This window comes from Streptomyces sp. NPDC002701, assembly GCF_042889045.1.
In the GTDB taxonomy this organism is placed as follows: domain Bacteria; phylum Actinomycetota; class Actinomycetes; order Streptomycetales; family Streptomycetaceae; genus Streptomyces.
Genome location: NZ_JBIAQL010000013.1, coordinates 104440 through 124571, shown reverse-complemented (window position 1 = coordinate 124571; position 20132 = coordinate 104440). Strand labels below are relative to the sequence as shown.

The 20132-nt window shown below is 71.8% G+C and carries 16 protein-coding genes and 1 riboswitch; of the genes, 6 read left to right on the top strand and 10 right to left on the bottom strand.

Features of this window, described 5'->3' with window-relative positions; genetic code table 11:
• Nucleotides 1–14: 14 nt before the first annotated feature.
• The 4 genes from ACFYXC_RS28730 to ACFYXC_RS28715 are packed head-to-tail and all read right to left on the bottom strand — an operon-like array spanning nucleotide 15 to nucleotide 5565.
• The gene (locus ACFYXC_RS28730) at nucleotides 15–674 is read right to left on the bottom strand and encodes a thymidine kinase (protein ID WP_388908285.1); all 660 of its coding nucleotides are present in this window, start codon (nucleotides 672–674) and stop codon (nucleotides 15–17) included.
• Nucleotides 675–722: 48 nt separating this feature from the next.
• Nucleotides 723–1910, bottom strand: coding sequence for an alkaline phosphatase family protein (locus ACFYXC_RS28725; protein ID WP_389554760.1), 1188 nt, complete (start codon nucleotides 1908–1910; stop codon nucleotides 723–725).
• Nucleotides 1910–2497, bottom strand: a complete 588-nt coding sequence (locus tag ACFYXC_RS28720) for a DUF5998 family protein (protein WP_389554758.1) — start codon at nucleotides 2495–2497, stop codon at nucleotides 1910–1912. Before ACFYXC_RS28720 ends, ACFYXC_RS28725 begins: the two co-directional genes overlap by 1 nt.
• A 41-nt stretch (nucleotides 2498–2538) precedes the next feature.
• Nucleotides 2539–5565: a GNAT family N-acetyltransferase gene (locus ACFYXC_RS28715; protein ID WP_389554756.1), complete on the bottom strand. Its 3027-nt coding sequence runs from the start codon at nucleotides 5563–5565 to the stop codon at nucleotides 2539–2541.
• A 201-nt stretch (nucleotides 5566–5766) separates the two neighbouring features.
• Here ACFYXC_RS28715 and ACFYXC_RS28710 point away from each other — a divergent pair, with 201 nt between their 5' ends.
• Nucleotides 5767–6048, top strand: a complete 282-nt coding sequence (locus ACFYXC_RS28710; RefSeq protein ID WP_389554754.1) for an HPr family phosphocarrier protein — start codon at nucleotides 5767–5769, stop codon at nucleotides 6046–6048.
• Between the two features lie 214 nt (nucleotides 6049–6262).
• On the opposite strand, the gene ACFYXC_RS28705 is transcribed toward ACFYXC_RS28710, so the two are convergent.
• The 4 genes from ACFYXC_RS28705 to ACFYXC_RS28690 all read right to left on the bottom strand — a co-directional run bounded on the left by ACFYXC_RS28705 (nucleotide 6263) and on the right by ACFYXC_RS28690 (nucleotide 11101).
• Complete coding sequence (locus ACFYXC_RS28705; RefSeq protein WP_389554752.1) at nucleotides 6263–6955, bottom strand: GntR family transcriptional regulator; 693 nt, start codon at nucleotides 6953–6955, stop codon at nucleotides 6263–6265.
• A 205-nt stretch (nucleotides 6956–7160) separates the two neighbouring features.
• On the bottom strand, nucleotides 7161–7955 hold the full coding sequence (locus tag ACFYXC_RS28700) for a M23 family metallopeptidase (protein WP_388908294.1): 795 nt from the start codon (nucleotides 7953–7955) through the stop codon (nucleotides 7161–7163).
• Between the two features lie 12 nt (nucleotides 7956–7967).
• Nucleotides 7968–8124, bottom strand: a riboswitch (cyclic di-AMP (ydaO/yuaA leader).
• A gap of 230 nt (nucleotides 8125–8354) precedes the next feature.
• The gene (locus tag ACFYXC_RS28695) at nucleotides 8355–9743 is read right to left on the bottom strand and encodes a M16 family metallopeptidase (protein ID WP_388908296.1); all 1389 of its coding nucleotides are present in this window, start codon (nucleotides 9741–9743) and stop codon (nucleotides 8355–8357) included.
• A complete protein-coding gene (locus ACFYXC_RS28690) occupies nucleotides 9740–11101 on the bottom strand; it encodes a M16 family metallopeptidase (protein ID WP_389554750.1) in 1362 nt (453 codons plus the stop codon). Before ACFYXC_RS28690 ends, ACFYXC_RS28695 begins: the two co-directional genes overlap by 4 nt.
• 495 nt (nucleotides 11102–11596) lie before the next feature.
• Here ACFYXC_RS28690 and ACFYXC_RS28685 point away from each other — a divergent pair, with 495 nt between their 5' ends.
• Nucleotides 11597–14047 carry a DNA topoisomerase (ATP-hydrolyzing) subunit A gene (locus ACFYXC_RS28685; protein WP_389554748.1) on the top strand — a complete coding sequence of 817 codons (2451 nt, stop codon included), beginning with the start codon at nucleotides 11597–11599 and terminating at the stop codon, nucleotides 14045–14047.
• Here the strand turns inward: ACFYXC_RS28685 and ACFYXC_RS28680 are convergent.
• On the bottom strand, nucleotides 14044–15156 hold the full coding sequence (locus ACFYXC_RS28680; RefSeq protein ID WP_389554746.1) for a CobW family GTP-binding protein: 1113 nt from the start codon (nucleotides 15154–15156) through the stop codon (nucleotides 14044–14046). The two genes, ACFYXC_RS28685 and ACFYXC_RS28680, sit on opposite strands and share 4 nt — an antisense overlap.
• Nucleotides 15157–15506: 350 nt before the next feature.
• Here ACFYXC_RS28680 and ACFYXC_RS28675 point away from each other — a divergent pair, with 350 nt between their 5' ends.
• Together ACFYXC_RS28675 and ACFYXC_RS28670 are read left to right on the top strand one after the other, a co-directional pair.
• On the top strand, nucleotides 15507–16001 hold the full coding sequence (locus ACFYXC_RS28675) for a DUF6082 family protein (RefSeq protein ID WP_388908304.1): 495 nt from the start codon (nucleotides 15507–15509) through the stop codon (nucleotides 15999–16001).
• Between the two features lie 92 nt (nucleotides 16002–16093).
• Nucleotides 16094–16330, top strand: coding sequence for a hypothetical protein (locus tag ACFYXC_RS28670; RefSeq protein ID WP_388908382.1), 237 nt, complete (start codon nucleotides 16094–16096; stop codon nucleotides 16328–16330).
• Nucleotides 16331–16534: 204 nt separating this feature from the next.
• Here the strand turns inward: ACFYXC_RS28670 and ACFYXC_RS28665 are convergent, their stop codons facing one another.
• A complete protein-coding gene (locus tag ACFYXC_RS28665; protein ID WP_389554744.1) occupies nucleotides 16535–17716 on the bottom strand; it encodes a citrate synthase/methylcitrate synthase in 1182 nt (393 codons plus the stop codon).
• Between the two features lie 112 nt (nucleotides 17717–17828).
• On the opposite strand from ACFYXC_RS28665, the gene ACFYXC_RS28660 reads away from it, so the two are divergent.
• Together ACFYXC_RS28660 and ACFYXC_RS28655 are read left to right on the top strand one after the other, a co-directional pair.
• Nucleotides 17829–19112, top strand: a complete 1284-nt coding sequence (locus ACFYXC_RS28660; protein WP_389554742.1) for a citrate/2-methylcitrate synthase — start codon at nucleotides 17829–17831, stop codon at nucleotides 19110–19112.
• A gap of 50 nt (nucleotides 19113–19162) precedes the next feature.
• Complete coding sequence (locus ACFYXC_RS28655) at nucleotides 19163–20113, top strand: sucrase ferredoxin (protein ID WP_389554740.1); 951 nt, start codon at nucleotides 19163–19165, stop codon at nucleotides 20111–20113.
• Nucleotides 20114–20132: the final 19 nt, after the last annotated feature.

The window sequence follows — 20132 nt, the reverse complement described above, 5'->3', positions numbered from 1 at the left end:
GGGGCCCGAACGCGTCAGCGCCGGGCCACGGCGGCGTCCACCGGGAGCACGTCCGGGGACAGGACGCCCGCGCGGGCGGTGGCCGCGGTCGTCCGCCGGCGGTGGTGGCGGCGGCACAGCACCTCGTAGCCGATGTCCTCCGACTGGTCGACGTCGCCGACGACGACCTGGGCGCCCTCGACGACCATCCGGCCGCCTATGGTGCGGGCGTTGTGGGTGGCGCGGGCGCCGCACCAGCACAGCGCCTCGACCTGGAGGACCTCCACGCGGTCCGCGAGTTCGACGAGGCGCTGGGAGCCCGGGAAGAGCTTGGAGCGGAAGTCGGTGGTGATACCGAAGGCGAACACGTCGATGTCCAGGTCGTCGACCACGCGGGCGAGCTGGTCGATCTGCTCGGGGGCGAGGAACTGCGCCTCGTCGGCGATGACGTAGTCCGCCCTGCCGCCGCGCGAGAGATGGTCGACGAGGTACGCGTACACGTCCTGGTCGTCCTCGACCTCCACCGCGTCGGTGACCAGGCCGAGGCGGGAGGACAGCTTGCCCTCCCCCGCGCGGTCGTCCCGGGTGAAGATCATGCCCTGCAGGCCGCGGGCCGAGCGGTTGTGCTCGATCTGCAGCGCCAGCGTCGACTTCCCGCAGTCCATGGTTCCGGAGAAGAAGACCAGCTCGGGCATGGGAGGTCGAGTACCTTTCGACAGGGGGGCGGCGGAGCGGGAACAGGGTCAGGAACGTACTTCCAGGAGCGGGACGTGCTGTTCCGCCGGAGTCATGGAGCCGTGGTTGCCGACCATCGCCGACTCCTTCGGTTCCCGCTCGGAAGCGATGATCAGGACGTCGTCACGGGCCGCCGCGACGACGTCGCCGATGCGCGCGTACACCCGCTCGTCGACTCGCGGTCCGAACCAGCCCGCCGCGATCGCCTCGTCCCGCGAAGCCACCCAGAACTGCTCGCCGAGCACCTCGCGCCAGCAGGTCAGGACGTCCGACTCGGCGCCCGGGACCGCGTAGACGTGCCGTGCCCTGCCCTCGCCGCCGAGAAGGGCGACGCCCGCGCGCAGCTCCCAGTCCTCGTCGAAGTCGATGCGGTGCCGCTCGCCGAAGGGAATGTCGATCATGCCGTGGTCGGCCGTGACGTAGAGGGCCGCGCGCGGCGGCAGCTGCTCGGCGAGGCGCTGGACCAGCCGGTCCACGTACATGAGCTGGCCGCGCCAGGCGTCGGAGTCGATACCGGAGCCATGGCCCTTGCCGTCCACCTCGGCGTAGTACGTGTAGACCAGGGAGCGGTCCCCTGCGGCCAGTTGCTCGGCCGCCATGTCCATACGGTCCTCGCCGGTCAGCCGGCCGTGGAACGTCCCGCCGCTGAGCGCGACCTTGGTCAGCGGGGTGTTCTGGAAGTGCGGCGACGACACCTGGGCCGTGTGCACGCCCGCCGCGTCGGCCAGCTGGAACACCGTGGGGTACGGCTGCCACGCGCCCGGCTTGGTCCACGGGATCCAGCGGAGCTGGTTCATCAGCTCGCCGGTCGCCGGGTCGCGCACGGTGTAGCCGGGCAGTCCATGGGCTCCCGGGGGCAGTCCGGTGCCGACCGAGGCCAGCGACGTGGCGGTGGTCGCGGGATAGCCCGCCGTGATCGGCCGGCCGGTGCCACCGCGCGAGCTGCCCAGCAGGGAGGTCATGAACGGGGCCTCGTCCGGGTGCGCCCTGAGCTGCTCCCAGCCGAGGCCGTCGATCAGGAAGACGCAGTTCCGGTCGGCCGGGTCCAGTTCCGCCAGCGAGGCGGTCATGTCCGGTACGTCCATGCCCGCGGCCAGCGTGGGCAGCAGGTCGGCGAGCGAACCGGATCCGTACTCGGGCACGGGCGCGGAGTCGACGGTGAGTGGTTCCGGGTGGTCCCAGACGTGCTGGGACATCAGCGGGTGACGTCCGCGGTCGCCTCGGAGAGCGACTGCGCGAAGACGAGCGTCTGGCGCACGGCGTCCGGGCCGTCGCCGGCCTCGCTGACGCGCAGGCTGAGGTCGTCCGCCGTGGAGCTGCCGGTGTAGCCGTGGTCCGCCTCGCAGTTGGCGTCGCCGCAGGCCGCCGGCTCCAGGTCGATGCGGGCGACCGCGCCCCAGCCGATGGTCAGGACGACCTCGCGCGGCAGCGTCCCCACGACGTACTTCTCGGGGTTCGCCACGACCCGGCTGAGCACGACCGACGAGATCCGGCCGAGCTTCACGGACTCGGTGGAGGTGGTCGCGTACGGCGTCGGCGACGTGGTGTCCGCCGCCTGCTCGTCCGTGTGGCTCACGATGAAGCGGTTGCCCGTGAGGACGAGCACCGTCACGTGCCGGCGCACCTCGTTGGCGTCGAACGTCGTCTCCTGGTGCACCAGATACGACCGGATGGGCTCGCCGCCCACGGCGGCCTCCACCGCCTCGGCCACGAGGGCCGGGTAGTAGCCGCTGCGCTCGATCGCCGCTCGCAGCCCCTGGGTCGTCGTACTGGTCTTGGCCATGATGTCCATCCTACGGGGGCGCACTGACTGCGAGGCACCGGTCAGTACACAGGAAGCGTGCGTGGACCGAGGTCGTCGCGGGCGGGCGGCGGCGCGAGGCGCACGGAGGCGCCGAGCACGCTCAGCCCCCGCGGGGCCACGACGACGGGCTCCAGTGACACGGAAACGACCTCCGGGTGGTCGTCGACAAGGCGGGACAGGCGCAACATCAGCTCCTCCAGCGCCGCCACGTCTGCCGGGGCCGAGCCGCGCCAGCCGAAGAGGAGCGGCGCGGTCCGGATGGACCGGACCAGGGAGGCCGCGTCGCGGTCGGTGACCGGAATCAGCCGGTGCGCGGTGTCCCCGAGCAGCTCGGACGGCGCCCCCGCGAGCCCGAAGGAGAGCACCGCTCCGGCCGCCGGGTCGATGACCGCCCGGACGACCGTGTCGACACCGCGAGGCGCCATCGCCTGGACCACCGGGCGCAGTTCCTCCGGTTCGCCGAAGAGGCTGGTCAGTTCGGCGTACGCCCGCCGCAGTTGCTCCTCGTCCGCCAGGTCCAGCCGGACGCCGCCGAGGTCGGCGCGGTGCCGCAGGTGCGGGGCGGTGGTCTTCAGGGCCACGGGATGGCCGAGGCGCCTCGCCGCCGCCACGGCCTCGTCGGGTGTGGGGGCGGGCAGCGCGCGACGGACGTCGATGCCGTACCGGCCGAGCAGGGCGCAGGTGTCGTCGGGGCCGAGCGTGCGTCCGCCGTCCCCGTCCGCGAGAAGGTCGCCGATCTGTTCGGCCGCGCCCTTCTCGTCGATGTCCTCGTACTCGGGCACCCTTCCCGGATCGGCGTCCTCGCGGCGCCACTGGCCGTAGCGCACGGCTTCGGCGAGCGCGCGGACGGCCCGCTCGGCGGCGGGGTAGGCGGGGATGAGCCGGGAATGCGCACCGGGGTCCGCCGCCGCCGTCTCCGGGGCTTCCGCCCCGGCCGCCGTCCGGGGGCCGCTCACTTCGGTGACGTCCCTCGCGCTGTCGGTCTCGGTGCTGGCGGTCCCGAAGCCGTCCGTCCGGGTGCTGCCCGCCCTCGTGCTGTCCGCCGCGGTGTTCTGCGCCGCGGTGTTCTGCGCCACGGTGTTCTGCGCCGCGGTGTTCTGCGCCGCAGTGGGTCGGCCGGCGGCGGGGTGGGCCGGGTTGTCGGCGTCCGCGCCCGCCGGGAGGACGGGAGCGGCCTGCGGTGCCGTGCCGGCGGCCGCGGACAGGGCCTCCGCGAGCCCGCCCAGCTCCACGTGGACCACGAGAACCGGCTTGGCGGGAGCCGCCGCGGAGGCCGACCGCAGGGCCTCCGCCAGAGCGGCGTCCGCCGCGGACCGCTCGCTGACCGCCGGGATCGCGGTGACCACGACGGCGTCACAGGCGTCGTCGGCCAGTGCCCGTGTCAGCGCGGCGCGGAAGTCCTCGGCTCTGGCGTCCGTCGTCAGGTCGTGGGGCGGCAGCGGCCGCAGCCCCTGGGCGAGACACGCGTCGTACGTCAGCAGGCCGAGCGATTCGGAGTTGCCGAGAATGGCGACCCGCGGGCCGGCGGGCAGGGGCTGGCGCGCCAGCAGCAGCCCCGCGTCGACCAGTTCCGTGATCGTGTCCACCCGGATGACCCCGGCCTGCCGCAGCAGGGCGGACACCGTGGCGTGGGGCAGCCGCGTGGCCCGTACGGCGTGCCCCTGGGGCGCCGCTCCGCCGTGCCGGGCGCCCTGGACGACGACCAGTGGTTTGGCCGCGGCCGTGCGCCGCGCGAGGCGGGTGAACTTCCGCGGGTTGCCGATGGATTCGAGGTACATGAGCGCGACGTCGGTGTCCGGGTCGTCGTACCAGTACTGCAGGACGTCGTTGCCGGACACGTCCGCGCGGTTGCCCGAGGAGACGAAGGTCGACACGCCCGTCACCCCCGTGACCCCGCCGCCGCGGCGGTGCAGCCGGGACAGCAGCGCGATCCCGATGGCCCCGGACTGCGCGAACAGGCCGATGCGCCCGGTGCGCGGCATCTCGGGCGCCAGGGAGGCGTTGAGCCGCGTCCGCGGTGAGGTGTTGATGACTCCGAAGGCGTTCGGCCCGATGATGCGCATTCCGTACGTACGCGCCTGGCGCACGAGTTGGCGCTGGCGCTCCCGGCCCTCGGGGCCGCTCTCGGCGTATCCCGCGGCGACCACGACGAGCCCCTGCACCCCGTGCTCACCGCACTCCGCGACCGCTTCGGGGATCCGTTCGGCCGGGACGGCGAGCACGGCGAGGTCGACGGGCTCGGCGATGTCCCGCACGGAGCGGTGGGCCGGGACGCCGGCGATCTCCTTCTCCTGGACTGCTCCGTTCACCGCGTACAGGCGTCCGGTGAACCCCGCGTCGCGAAGGTTCTCCAGTATGCCGCGCCCCACTCCCCCGGGGGTGCGGCCCGCTCCGACGACCGCGACGCTGCCGGGCGCCAGGAGCCGGGCCACCGAGCGCGCCTCCGCCCGCTGCTCCCGCGCGCGCTGCACGGCGAGCGAGCGGTCGGTGGGCTCCAGGTCGAACTCCAGGCGGACGACGCCGTCCTCGAAGCTGCGCTTCTGCTGGTACCCGGCGTCCGTGAACACCTTGATCATCTTGTTGTTGGCGGGCAGCACCTCGGCGGCGAAGCGGCGGATGCCGCGCTCACGCGCGACGGCCGCGATGTGCTCGAGCAGCGCGGACGCCACCCCACGGCCCTGGTGGGCGTCCTGGACGAGGAAGGCGACCTCCGCCTCGTCCGCGGGTCCGGAGGCGGGCAGACCGTCCGCGTCGATGCGGTCGTAGCGGACGGTCGCGATGAACTCGCCGCCGACGGTGGCCGCGAGGCCCACCCGGTCCACGTAGTCGTGGTGGGTGAAGCGGTGGACGTCCTTGGCGGACAGACGGGGGTAGGGCGCGAAGAAGCGGTAGTACTTCGACTCGTCCGACACCTGCTCGTAGAAGCTGACGAGGCGGTCGGCGTCGTCGGCCGCGATGGGCCGGACGCGCGCGGTGCCGCCGTCGCGCAGGACGACGTCGGCCTCCCAGTGAGCGGGGTACTCGTGCCGGTCCGTCGGGGTCTGCATGGGGCCCAGAGTACGACTCGCCTCCGACAACGACGGGGGCTCCGCCCGGCACGGCAGGGGCACGGCCGGCGGGGTGCCGGCGGCGGCGGGTTCGCGTGCGGCCGGGGCGCGGGGCAGTCTTGGGGTCCGCGCCCGCTCGGGGCGCCGCACGTATGGAACACTGGTCTAGACAACCTTGAGACACCTGAAGGGCAGCATCACATGGCTGAGCGCCGCGTCAACGTCGGCTGGACCGAGGGCCTTCACGCCCGCCCCGCCTCCATCTTCGTCCGGGCGGCCACGGCCTCCGGCGTCCCCGTGACGATCGCCAAGGCCGACGGCAACCCCGTCAACGCCGCTTCCATGCTCGCGGTCCTCGGCCTGGGCGCCCAGGGCGGCGAGGAGATCGTCCTGGCCTCCGACGCCGAGGGCGCGGACGCCGCGCTCGACCGTCTGGCCAAGCTGGTCGCCGAAGGTCTCGACGAACTCCCCGAGACGGTCTGACCGCGCGATCACGTACGGCGGAGCCGCGTCACCCACACCCCGGGGCGACGCGGTTCCGCCGTTTTTTCTTTACGCGCCGGAGCGGGTCGGCTATTTCCGCGCTTACGGACAATGCGCGCTCCGCAATTACCGGCACGGTCGGCACGCGGCACACGAAAAAATGGCAGCGCACATAGTCGCCCGCCGAATACCTTCTTTGTATACGGTGTTCCTGTTAATACCGCGGGCCCGCCGTGTTTACGGGATGTTGCGAAGTCCTCACACGCTCGGCGCGGTGCCCGCCGGGAAAGCGCAGCCGGTGCGCGGTCGTCGCCCGCTCGGCGTGCAGCGCCGTGACCGACCGGGCCCGGTCGCTGTCGCCGCGGGCGACGGCGTCCACGATGGCCCCGTGCTCGGTCCACGACTCGGCGGGGTGCGCGGGCGCCTCGACCGAGTACATCCAGGCGATCTTGTGCCGCAGCTGGTTGAGCGTCGAGGTCAGCGCCGGGCTGCCGGATGCCTGCGCGAGCGTCTCGTGGAACCAGCCGCCGAGCGAGCGCAGATCCTCGCTGTTGCCCCGCCTGGCCCGCTCCTGCCCCAGCCTGACCAGGCCGCGCAGCACCTTGAGATGGGCCTCGGTGCGGCGCTGGGCGGCGCGGGCGGCGCCCAGCGGCTCCAGCAGCACGCGCATCTCCAGAAGGTCGGCGGCCTCCTGGTCCGTGGGCTCCGCGACGCACGCGCCCGCGTGCCGGCGGGTCACCACGAAGCCCTCCGCCTCCAGGGTGCGCAGCGCCTCGCGCACGGGGACCCGCGAGACGCCGTAACGGCGTGCGAGCAGTTCTTCGGTCAGCCGGCTGCCGCGCTCGTAGACACCCGCGACGATGTCGTCCCGGATCGCCGTGCATACCGAGCGCGCGGGAATACGCATGACCGGACCTCCGCCTTAATCCCCGCGAAACGCGGTCGATCGACGCCTGTTCAGCGACTCTATTGCAGAGAACGGGAAATTCCGAAGGCGGTTCGGAATCCATGGCTATTTTTTGGACACACGCCACTTCACCCCGCATCGAGGGGCATCGACCGGCGGAAGGCCCCGGCTCGGTGAGCCGGGGCCTTCCGCCGAGAGCCGTGGGTCAGACGTTCACTCCGTGCGAGCGGAGGTACGCGATCGGGTCCAGGTCGGATCCGTACTCCGCGGTCGCGCGCGCCTCGAAGTGCAGATGCGCCCCCGTGACGTTGCCGGTCGCCCCGGAGAGGGCTATCTGCTGCCCCGCAGTGACCGTCTGGCCCACCGAGACACCGATGGACGAGAGGTGCCCGTACTGGGTGTACGTGCCGTCGGCCATCCTGAGGACGACCTGGTTGCCGTAGGAGCCGCCCCAGCCGGCCTCCACGACGGTGCCGGAGCCCACCGCGAGCACCGCGGTGCCACTGGCGGCGTGGAAGTCGATGCCGGTGTGGCTGCCGGAGGACCAGACGGCGCCGCCGGCCTTGTAGGAGGTGGAGACGTACGAACCGGCGATCGGCGCGGTGTACGCGTTGAGGCGCTTGCGCTCGGCCGCACGGGCGGCGCGGGCCTCCGCCGCGCGCTCCTTCTCGGCCCTGGCCTCGGCCTTCGCCGCGGCCTCCTCGGCGCGCTTCTTCGCGGCGGCCTCGGCCTTCTCGCGGGCGGCGTCCTGCTCGGCGGCCTGCCGCTGGGCGGTGGCCTGTGCGTCTATCTCCTGGGCGACCGAGTCGCCGAGGGTGACGGCCTGGGTGAGGCCGGTGTGCCCGGTCTGCGCGACCGAGCTCTCCCCCGCGAACGCCGGGGCGGCGAGGGTGCCCACGACGCCGGTGGTGGCGAGGGCGGCGACGCCGACGGTCCTACGGGTCGTACGTGTCATGCGGCTGGGAAGACGGTGCTTCCCCGTGGCGCGGGTGAACGCCATGAAGTGGCTGGTCCTTTCCTTCCTTCTCGCCTACCGGGTTAGCTGACGGGTTCGGAGCAGGAAGGTCTCCTACGGACCCCCTTCGGGAAGGGCGTCCGATTCACCCCAGGGACGGTGGGTCCCCGGCTCCCCTGGCTCGCGCCGTACGGGGACTCGGCGATGACTGTCCGGTGCCGCGGGCGCGGCGCACTGCCTGACGAACAGCCGGACCGACGCTAAGCGGCGCCTCTTTCAAACGACAAACGGATCACCACTTTTGTAGCGCATGCCACAGAGCAGACAGGCAACCTCCCTACCAATACGGATAGATCAGGCAACCATGGACGAAGGCGGACAACGGCAGGCCCGGGCACCTCGTCGGTCGCCCGGGCCCACCCGCTGTCGGTCACCGGCCAGTCGCTACTCGGCCGTCACGACGCTGACTTCACCGATGCCGAGGGCCCTGACCGGCTCCTCGATCTGCGCGGCGTCACCGACGAGCACGGTCACCAGGCGGTCCACCGGGAAGGCGTTCACGGCTGCCGCGGTGGCCTCCACGGTGCCGGTCGCGGCGAGCTGCTGGTACAGCGTGGCCTGGAAGTCGTCCGGCAGGTGCTGCTCGACCTGGTCCGCGAGCGTGCCCGCGACGGCGGCCGCGGTCTCGTACTTCAGGGGCGCCACACCCACCAGATTCTGCACGGCGATGTCGCGCTCCGCGTCCGTCAGGCCCTCGGCGGCGAGCGTGCGCAGCACCTTCCACAGGTCGTCGAGCGCCGGGCCGGTGTTCGGGGTGTCCACGGAGCCGCTGATGGCGAGCATGGAGATGCCCGTCCCGTCCGGAGCGGAGCGCAGCACCTGCCCGAACGCCCGTACTCCGTAGGTGTATCCCTTCTCCTCGCGCAGGACGCGGTCCAGCCGGGAGGTGAGGGTGCCGCCGAGGCAGTACGTGCCGAGCACCTGGGCGGGCCACACGCGGTCGTGCCGGTCCGCGCCGACGCGGCCGATGAGCAACTGCGTCTGGACGGCTCCGGGACGGTCGACGATGATCACGCGGCCGGTGTCGTCGGCGGTCACCGACGGCACGGGACGCGCCTCGGCCTGCGATCCGGTCCACGCGCCGAGGGTGTCCGCGAGCAGGGCGTCGAGGTCGACGCCGGTGAGGTCGCCGACGATGACCGCGGTGGCCGTGGCGGGGCGTACATGCCTCTCGTAGAAGGCGCGTACGGCCGCGGAGTCGATCGCGGTGACCGTCTCCTCGGTGCCCTGGCGCGGGCGCGACATGCGCGAGTCCGCCGGGAAGAGCTGCCGGGACAGCTCCTTGGCGGCCCGGCGGGCCGGGTTGGCGGTCTCGTGGGGGATCTCGTCGAGCCGGTTGCGCACCAGCCGCTCGATCTCGCCGTCCTCGAACGCGGGCGCCCTGAGGGCGTCGGCGAGCAGGCCGAGCGCCTTGGGCAGCCGGGAGACGGGGACTTCGAGGCTGAGGCGTACGCCGGGGTGGTCGGCGTGGGCGTCGAGGGTGGCGCCGCAGCGCTCCAGCTCGGCGGCGAACTCCTCGGCGGAGTGCTTGTCGGTGCCCTCGGAGAAGGCCCTCGCCATGATCGTGGCGATGCCGTCCAGGCCCTTCGGCTCGGCCTCCAGGGGCGCGTCCAGGAGTACCTCCACGGCGACGACCTGCTGGCCGGGGCGGTGGCAGCGCAGCAGCGTCAGGCCGTTGTCGAGCGCGCCGCGCTCGGGCGCCGGGAAGGCCCAGGGCCGGGCCTCGCCGGCCTGGGGCTGCGGGTGGAACTCCATCGTGGCGAGCTCGGTCACTTGGCCGCCTCCTCGTCGGTGTCGTCGGTGGTGGCGGTGGCGTCGGCGTCCTCGGGGGCGACCGGTTCGTAGACCAGCACCGCGCGGTTGTCGGGGCGCAGGCGGGCCTTGGCGACCTCCTGGACCTCCTCCGCGGTGATGTCGAGGACGCGCTGCACGGCGGTCAGGGCGAGCTGGGGGTCGCCGAACAGGACGGCGTACCGGCACAGTTCGTCGGCGCGGCCGGCGACCGTACCGAGCCGGTCCAGCCACTCGCGCTCCAACTGGGCCTGCGCGCGCTCCATCTCCTCGGCGGTGGGGCCCTCCTCGGCGAACCGGGCGAGCTCCTCGTCGACGGCGGCCTCGATCACCGGGACCTCGACGTCACCGGACGTCTTCACGTCGAGCCACCCCAGGGAGGGCGCCCCGGCGAGGCGCAGCAGGCCGAACCCGGCCGCCACGGCGGTGCGGTCACGGCGCACGAGCCGGTTGTAGAGCCGGGACGACTCGCCGCCGCCGAGAACCGTGAGGGCCAGGTCGGCCGCGTCGGCCGCGCGCGTGCCGTCCTCCGGGAGGCGGTAGGCGGCCATCAGCGCGCGGGCCGGGACCTCCTCCTCGACGACCTCGCGCAGCTGCTCACCGATGGTCTCCGGGAGCGAGCCGTCGCGCGGGGCGGGCTTGCCGTCGTGGCTCGCGATGGAGCCGAAGTACTTCTCGACCCAGGCGAGCGTCTGCTCCGGGTCGATGTCGCCGACGATCGACAGCACCGCGTTGTTGGGCGCGTAGTAGGTGCGGAAGAAGGCGCGGGCGTCCTCGAGGGTGGCCGCGTCCAGATCGGCCATCGACCCGATCGGGGTGTGGTGGTAGGGGTGGCCCTCCGGGTAGGCGAGAGCGGTCAGCTTCTCGAACGCGGTGCCGTAGGGGACGTTGTCGTAGCGCTGCCTGCGCTCGTTCTTGACGACGTCCCGCTGGTTCTCCATCGACTCCTCGTCGAGGGCGGCGAGGAGCGAGCCCATCCGGTCGGCCTCCAGCCAGAGAGCGAGCTCCAGCTGATGGGTCGGCATGGTCTCGAAATAGTTGGTCCGCTCGAAACTCGTCGTGCCGTTGAGCGAACCGCCCGCTCCCTGCACCAGTTCGAAGTGGCCGTTGCCCTTCACCTGTCCGGAGCCCTGGAACATGAGGTGCTCGAAGAGGTGGGCGAGCCCGGTGCGGCCCTTGACCTCGTGGCGCGAGCCTACGTCGTACCAGAGGCACACCGCCGCGACAGGGGTCAGGTGGTCCTCGGAGAGCACCACACGCAGGCCGTTGGCCAGGCGGTGCTCGGTCGCTGTCAGGCCGCCGGAACCGGCCTCGGCTGTGGCCGTGTGACCCATGGGCATGTACGTCCCTTCGATCGCGGGGAACTGCTGAATTCCTGCTAGTCATGCCACTGTATGCAAGCGCGCGGACAGCTGGCGAAGTTCCCGTGCCGGGTACGCCGAGAGCGAGCACGCCCGGCGCCACCGGCATCTCGTACGGTCGTACGAGCGCGGGCGCGCCCCCGGCCCGGGGGCGGAAACCGGACACACGGCTTCCGGAGGGCGCGAACGCCACCGTGATCATGTCCGTACCCCCTGGGGACCGCCGCGCGGCCGGCGACGCGGTAGCGTCCTGGGACCTCCGCGGTCCGCCGCAGGCCACGCTTCCGAACGCTGTCGAGGCTTCGCCGGCGCGGTCTGCGGGGCCCGTTGGGGCGGTCGCGCACCTGGTCCGCGAAGCCCGTACGGACGGGTCGTGGTCCGCGTTGTCAGTACTCCGGTCCACAATGGACCGCGTCAGCCCCCGTCAGAACCCGTTCATGCCCCGGCAGAGACTGTGAAGGAGTCGCAGCAGCGATGGCCCGCCGCAGCACGAAGACCCCGCCTCCGGACGACTTCGAGGAGCGCATCCTCGACATCGACGTCGTCGACGAGATGCAGGGCTCCTTCCTCGAGTACGCGTACTCGGTCATCTACTCCCGAGCCCTGCCGGACGCCCGCGACGGCCTCAAGCCCGTGCACCGCCGCATCGTCTACCAGATGAACGAGATGGGGCTCCGGCCCGACCGCGGCTACGTGAAGTGCGCCCGTGTCGTCGGCGAGGTCATGGGTAAGCTCCACCCCCACGGCGACGCGTCGATCTACGACGCCCTGGTCCGCCTCGCCCAGCCGTTCTCCATGCGGCTGCCCCTGGTCGACGGCCACGGCAACTTCGGTTCGCTGGGCAACGACGACCCGCCGGCCGCCATGCGGTACACCGAGGCGAGGATGGCCGACGCGACCTCCCTCATGACGGAGTCGATCGAAGAGAACACGGTCGACTTCGCCCCGAACTACGACGGCCAGGAGCAGGAGCCGTCGGTCCTCCCCGCCGCGTATCCGAACCTCCTGGTCAACGGCGCGTCGGGCATCGCGGTCGGTATGGCGACGAACATGGCGCCGCACAACCTCGGCGAGGTCATCGCCGCCGCCCGCCACCTGATCCGCCACCCCGGCGCCGATCTCGACACGCTCATGAAGTACGTGCCGGGCCCCGACCTGCCCACCGGCGGCCGGATCGTCGGCCTGTCCGGGATCAGGGACGCGTACGAGAAGGGCCGCGGCACCTTCAGGATCCGCGCCACGGTCGCCGTGGAGAACGTGACGGCGCGCCGCAAGGGCCTCGTCGTCACCGAACTGCCCTTCACCGTCGGCCCGGAGAAGGTGATCGCGAAGATCAAGGACCTGGTCAACGCGAAGAAGCTGCAGGGCATCGCCGACGTCAAGGACCTCACCGACCGGGCGCACGGTCTGCGGCTGGTCGTCGAGATCAAGAACGGCTTCGTGCCGGAGGCCGTCCTGGAGCAGCTCTACAAGCTGACGCCGATGGAGGAGTCCTTCGGCATCAACAACGTGGCGCTGGTCGACGGCCAGCCGCTCACGCTGGGCCTCAAGGAACTCCTGGAGGTCTATCTCGACCACCGCTTCGAGGTCGTACGCCGCCGCAGCGAGTTCCGCCGCACCAAGAAGCGCGACCGGCTGCACCTGGTCGAGGGCCTGCTCGTGGCCCTGCTGGACATCGACGAGGTCATCCGGCTCATCCGCTCCAGCGAGAACTCCGCCCAGGCCAAGCAGCGCCTGATCGAACACTTCTCGCTGAGCGAGATCCAGACGCAGTACATCCTGGACACGCCGCTGCGCCGGCTGACCAAGTTCGACCGCATCGAGCTGGAGACCGAGCGCGACCGGCTCAACGGCGAGATCGACGAGCTGACCGGCATCCTGGATTCCGACGCCGAGCTGCGCAAGCTGGTGTCGGGCGAACTGGCCGCGGTGGCCGCGAAGTTCGGCACCGACCGGCGTACGGTGCTGCTGGAGTCCGCCGGTTCCGCCGCCACGGCCGTCCCGCTGCAGGTGGCGGACGACCCGTGCCGGGTGCTCCTGTCCTCGACGGCGCTGCTGGCCCGTACGGCCAACGGTGAGCCCTTCGGGGAGGACTCGGGCAGGCGCGTCAAGCACGACCTGATCGTCTCGGCCGTCCCGGCGACGGCGCTGGGCGAGATCGGCGCGGTCACGTCCACCGGACGGCTCCTGCGGATCAACGTCATCGACCTTCCGCAGCTGCCCGAGACCGCTTCGGCCCCCAACCTCTCCGGGGGCGCGCCGGTCTCGGAGTTCCTGACGCTGGAGGGCGACGAGCAGGTGGTCTGTCTGACGACGCTCGACGAGTCGTCACCCGGCCTGGCGCTCGGCACGCAGCAGGGCGTGGTCAAGCGGGTCGTCCCGGACTACCCGTCCAACAAGGAGGAGCTGGAGGTCATCTCCCTCAGGGACGGTGACCGGATCGTCGGCGGGGCCGAGTTGCGCACGGGTGAGGAGGACCTGATCTTCATCACCGACGACGCGCAGCTGCTGCGCTACCAGGCGTCCCAGGTCCGCCCGCAGGGCCGGCCCGCGGGCGGTATGACGGGGGTGAAGCTCACCGAGGGCGCCAAGGTGATCTCGTTCACGGCGGTCGACCCGGCCGTGGACGCGGTGGTCTTCACGGTGGCGGGTTCGCGCGGCACGCTGGACGACTCGGTCCAGACGACGGCGAAGCTGACCCCCTTCGACCAGTATCCGCGCAAGGGCCGTGCCACGGGCGGCGTGCGGTGCCAGCGGTTCCTGAAGGGTGAGGACTGCCTGAGCCTGGCGTGGGCGGGTCCCGCACCGGCCCGGGCCGCGCAGAAGGACGGGACGCCGGCGGAACTGCCGGAGATGGACCCGCGCCGGGACGGCTCGGGTGTCTCCCTGGCGAAGACGGTGGCGGCGGTGGCGGGCCCGGTCTAGACCTCCACCGGCTCCTCCCCGCCCTCCGGCTCCTGTACGTACCGCAGGACGCCCCACATGCTGTGCTCGTCGGCGTGTGGGGCGTCGTCCTTGCACGCCTCCAACTGCCGTTCGAGTGCGGGGACGTCGATGCCGGACCCGATGAGCACGAGCTGGGTGAGGCGCTCGTCCCGTCCGCCCTCGGCCCAGGGCTCCGGGTAGAACCGCAGGAACCGGCCCACGGCGTGTACGGCGTACCGGTTACGGGGGTCGGCGGCGCCGAAGTCGATGTACCCCTTGATGCGGTAGAGCCCGTCGGACCTGCTGTCGAGGAAGTCCATCAGCTGCCGGGGCCCGAGGGGCACGTCGGAGGTGAAGGAGAGGGACTCGTAGGCGGAGTGCAGATGGCCCGCATGCCGGCCGGAACCGCTGTCCTCGCCGTCACCGTCGCCGTCGTTGTCGCTGCCGTTGTCCTCGTCGTACCGGTGGAGGTCGTCGAAGGAGAGCTGGCCGATACGTTCCTCGGCCGGCCGGCAGTCGAAGAGGAACTCGGGGTCGATCCGCCCGTACGAGGCGGCGACGACGGCCGCGCCGTCGGCGAGCGTCCGCACGAGTCCCAGGACCCGGTCGGGATCCGCGGCCCGGTCCGTCTTGTTGACGACGACGAGGTCGGCGACGGCGAGATGCCGGTCGATCTCGGGGTGCTTCTCGCGGGTGGCGTCGAACTCGGCGGCGTCGACGACCTCGACGAGGCCGCCGTAGACGATGTGGGGGTTCTCGCTGGCGAGGAGCATCTTCACCAGCTCCTGCGGCTCGGCGAGGCCGCTCGCCTCGATGACGATCACGTCCATCCGGACGGAGGGCCGCGCGAGCCGGTCCAGATACAGATCGAGTTCGCTGGAGTCGACCGCGCAGCACAGGCAGCCGTTCCCGAGGGAGACGGTGGAGTCACCGAGCGCGCCGGCGACGGCCATCGCGTCGATCTCGATGGCCCCGAAGTCGTTCACGATCGCCCCGATACGGCTGCCGCCGCCGCGGTGCAGGAGATGGTTGAGGAGGGTGGTCTTACCGGAGCCCAGAAAGCCGGCGAGGACGAGGACGGGGATCTGCCGGGGGCTCGCCTGACTCAACGCGCGACCTCTCTCACACCAATGCGTGCACCGGCTCGCGGACCGGCTCTCACGACGGGGAACGAATGCCCACCAAGGATACGAGGCGCCGGAAACCCCTCGGAGTGAACGATTGTTAGCGGCGCTCGCGGGGCACACGTCAGGCAAGGCGCCGAGCTGCGCGACCCGCGCTTACCTCCGTGCGCCGCCTCTCCGCCTCCCAGCCGATCAGACCCGCTCGGCACCCTGGGAGACGGCAAGCGCCGCCCAACGCTCGCCGGTCCCCATCAGTCGACCCGCACCCGACGACCGGCGGACGGCCGCCTGATTCGGGGGTTGACATGGCCACACAGAACTTTGGCATCCGGGGGTTGAGTACCGTCGCCGTGGCGGGACTCGCGTTCACCACAGGAACTCTCGTGGTCCTCACCCTCCAGCAGCGTCAGTACAGCAGGACCAGACTGCGGGTGGAGCAGCAGCGCGTGCACCTGCAACTGCTGGGCAGGGCCATGGACGACCCGGAACTGGCCGTCGTGATGAGCACGGTCGACCTCAGCGGCGCGCCGGTCGCCGAGCAGCCCCGGCTGCGACGCCAGTACCTCTTCGCCAACGCCCTGTACGCGAACGCCCTGCATGCCTTCCACGCCGGACACGTCAACTGGAAGGAACTGCACGGACACCTTCGGGTGCTCTGCCAGAGCAGTGTGTTCCGCGACTTCTGGGAAGCCACCCGCCATCATCGCGACAGCCTCGACGACGCGTCGCAGGAGGCTCGCATAGGCCGGATGGTGGACAGGCTTGTCCGCGATCTGGATGACGCCGACACGGACGAGTGGTGGGTTGTGGGTGAACCCCCCGCGATGTAGGGCCAGTTGGGCTACCCCGCGTTCGCACCATCGACATCACGCGCGTTATTGTCCCGCTCTTGGCCCTACTGCTCCGAGAACCGGGATCCCTCTTGAAAATTGTGCGTCGCATCGGCGCGTCGCCTCGTGAACGAGGCAGCGTGACCGGCGAGACCTGCCCCGACATCTTCGAACTCAGCGATGGCAACTTCGCTGTCATCGGCACCGAGGCCACGGCGGCGCTCGACACCGAGCTCCCCGCCGACGCCGCGCGCGCCGACTACGAACGCATTGTCGTGGTGAGTCGAGAGACCTTGATTCGCGCCAAGGCAGACATCCCCGACGCATGAGTCCCCTTTCCGGAGCACGAGTTCACCCCCGACTCGCTCCGTGATCTCCGACGCCTCGCCGCACCCCACCTCCGTGCAGGCCAGAGGCCGTCCCCGGCCGGGCAGCGGAACAACCGGTCACTGCCCGACGACACACCACGCAAGGCCCGGTGCCAGACCGGCTCTCCGGGCCACGCATGCTCAGCGCCCCACCGGCGGAGGTGGTCAGGCCACCGCGGGAACCGCGGTCGGCGCCCCCGGCCCCACATACCGCGCCGCCGGTCGGATGATCTTCGGGTCCTCCGCCTGCTCCAGGATGTTGGCGCTCCAGCCGACCACCCGGGCCGCCGCGAACGTCGGGGTGAACATCTCCCTCGGGATTCCGCACAGTTCCATGACGACGCCCGCGTAGAACTCCACGTTGGTGTGCAGCTCACGCCCCGGTTTGAGCTCCGCGAGGATCGCCTCCACCCGGCGCTCGACCTCGACGGCGAAGTCGACCAGCGGGCCACCGAACCCCCGGGCGATGTCGCGGAGCATGCGCGAGCGGGGATCCTCCGTGCGGTAGACGGGATGCCCGAAGCCCATGATGCGCTCGCCCGCCAGGACCCGTTCACGGATCCAGGAGTCGATGCGGTCAGGCGTTCCGATGGCGTCGAGGGTGTCCAGGGCCCGGCTCGGGGCACCTCCGTGCAGCGGACCGGAGAGGGCTCCCACCGCCCCGACGAGACAGGCCGCCACGTCCGCGCCCGTGGACGCGATCACACGTGCCGTGAACGTTGACGCGTTGAACCCGTGATCAATGGTTGAGATCAGGTACTGCTCGACGGCCCGCACCCGCTCGGGTTCCGGCTCCGACCCCGTCATCATGTAGAGGTAGTTGGCGGCGTACGACAGGTCGTCGCGCGGCTCGACCGGTTCGAGACCGCGCCCGAGCCGGTGGAGCGCCGTCAGCAGCGTCGGCACCGCCGCCGACGCCGCGAGCGCGTCCGCCCGGCGCCGCTCGGCGTCGAGGTCGTACACGGGCCGGAACCCACGCGCCGCACCGAGCAACGACAGAGCGGTCCGCATCCCGGCCAGCGCGCCGGCCCGCTCACCGGCCCCGGCGATGGCGGGCAGCGCAGCCCGCACCTCCCCGGGCAGCCGACGCAGTTCCGCCGTCCGCGCGGCGAAGGCGGAACGCCGCGCCGCGTCCGGCAGTTCACCGTGCATCAGCAGATGCCACACGTCCTCGAAGGTGCGGCTGCGTGCGAGTTCCACGGCCGAGTACTGCCGGTAGTGGTAGAACCCCTCCAGCCCTCTGACGTCACCCAGCACGGTGTCGGTGACGACGACGCCCGCGAGCCTTCGCGGAACGTCGACGGAAGTGACCGAGGCCCGGCCGGCGGCGGCCCGGTTGTTCGTCATGCTTACCTCCTTGGACATGATTCGACTGTCCATGCTTGACTCAAATATTGTCAACATTGATCCAGTCAATGTATTGGTCCACACACGACGACACATGGATACGGTGACGCCCATGAGGGATCAACAACCGGCCCCGGTACCGGCCCGAGCTCCGGAGCCGACTCACGGAGGACGGCGGATCAGCACCCGCGAAGCCGCCGACCTGCTCGGCGTCAAGCCGGAGACGGTCTACGCCTACGTGAGCCGTGGCCGGCTCAGCAGCCGGAGCACCCCGGGCGGCCGGGGCAGCACCTTCGACCCCGAGGAGGTGGCGGCTCTCGCGCGTCGCAACAGGCGCGAGCCCGCCGAGAGCACGCCCGCCGCGGGGAAGCTGTCCGTCCGCACCCGGATCACCCTGATCGACGGGAACCGCTACTACTTCCGGGGCGTCGACGCGACCGAACTCGCCGCGCACCACTCCTACGAAGAGGTCGCGGAATGGCTCTGGACCGGCGTGCTGCGCCCCGGCGTCACCTTCACGGCTCCCGCCGCCTCCGTCGAGGTGGCGCGCCGCGCCGTCGACTCGCTGCCCGAGCACACGGGCCCCACGGACCGCCTCCGCGTGGCAGCCGTCGCCGCGGCGACGGCTGATCCGCTGCGCTTCGACCTGTCCGAGGAAGCCGTGCTGGGCACGGCCCGCACGTTGATCCCGACGCTCGTCGCCGCGCTGCCTCCCAAGTGGCACGACCGTCGGGACGACGGTCCGCTGGCCCACCGCCTGTGGGTCCGGCTCAGCGGACGCGAGCCTTCCGAGGCGTCCCTGCGGGCCCTGGACGCGGCCCTCGCACTGCTCGTCGACCACGACCTGGCCGCCTCGACCCTGGCGGTCCGCGTGGCGGCCTCGGCCCGTGCCCACGCGTACGCCGCCGTCTCGGCGGGACTCGGCGTCCTGGAAGGCCCCCTGCACGGAGCGGCCAGCGGACTGGCGCACCGGATGCTCCTCGACGTCCTCGACCACGGCACGGCGGTACCCGTGATCGCGGACGAGCTCCGCGCCGGACGCCGTGTGCCGGGCCTCGGCCACCGCGTCTATTCGGGTGAGGACCCACGCGCGCGGGCACTGTTCGCTCTCCTGGAGGAGATCCCCGACGCCGCCCCCGCCCTGGCCGCGGCTCGCGACGTCGTGTCCACGACGGCCCGCCACGCGCCCCTGCACGCCAACGTCGACCTGGCCCTCGCCGTCCTGACGGCCTCGTCCGGCATGCACGCCTCGGCGGGCGAGACGATCTTCGTCGTGGCCCGCACCGCCGGCTGGATCGCCCACATCCTGGAGGAGTACGGCGAGAGCCCCCTGCGGATGCGCCCGAGCGGACACTACGTGGGGGAAACGCCGCCGCGACCACTTCCCGAGCGGTGACACCACCGGCCTTCGAGTAAGCCTGCAGCAAGTCAGGTTAGGCTCACCTTGTGAGTACGTGCGCGAAGGTCTCCCAGGATCTGGGCGAGCCCCTCGCCGGGACCGCCGCCACGGCAAGGACGTGGCTGCTGGTGGAACAGCCCGGTCCCTGGGGTGCCGACGCGCTGACATCGAGCCATCTGGATCCCGCGCTCGGCCGCGCCCTGGAACGGGCCGCGGAGGGCACCGGCGTACGGGTCGCCCTGATCCGCCGCCCGGGACGCCACGCCGACTGCCACACCATCGCCGAGCGTCATGTGTACGCGGCACACACCACCCCGGGAAACGTGTGGCTGCACGAGGCCGTCACGTCCGACCCCGGACACCTGCTGACGCTCGACCTCGCCGAGCTCGGCGCCGGCCTGCCCGGCACCTTCGACACGACGCTCGGAGGCCGCCCCCACACCGGTGATCCGCTCGCTCTGGTGTGCACCAACGGCAAGCGCGACCGGTGCTGCGCCCTGTTCGGCCGCCCCCTCGCCGCCGAACTGGCCGCGTCCGGGGTGAAGGGCACGTGGGAGGTCACGCACCTGGGGGGCCACCGTTTCTCGCCGACCCTCCTCGTACTGCCCTTCGGCTACGCGTACGGCCGCGCCGGGGCCCATGCCGTCAAGGAGGTCCTCCAGGGCGTACGGGAGGGGCGTGTCGTCACCGATGGGTGTCGTGGCAGCTCTGCCTGGGAGCGGCCGGGACAGGCCGCCGAGCTGGCGCTGCGCACCGCGCTGGCCGAGGACGCGGCGGGCGCGCTCAGCGTGGTCCGTACCGACGGCGGGGCCCCCTGCTGGGAGGTGACGGTCGCCCACGCGGACGGCCGCCGGTGGGTCGTCACGGTCGCGCAGGGCGCCTCGTCACCGCCCCGGGCGGAGAGCTGCGGCTCGGCACTCGGCTCACCGGCACGGATGGACGTGACGGCGGTGCGCGAGCTCTCACGCGGGGCGGCCTCGTCTCCCGCGGCCCGCTGACCAGGTCCTCGGACCGAGA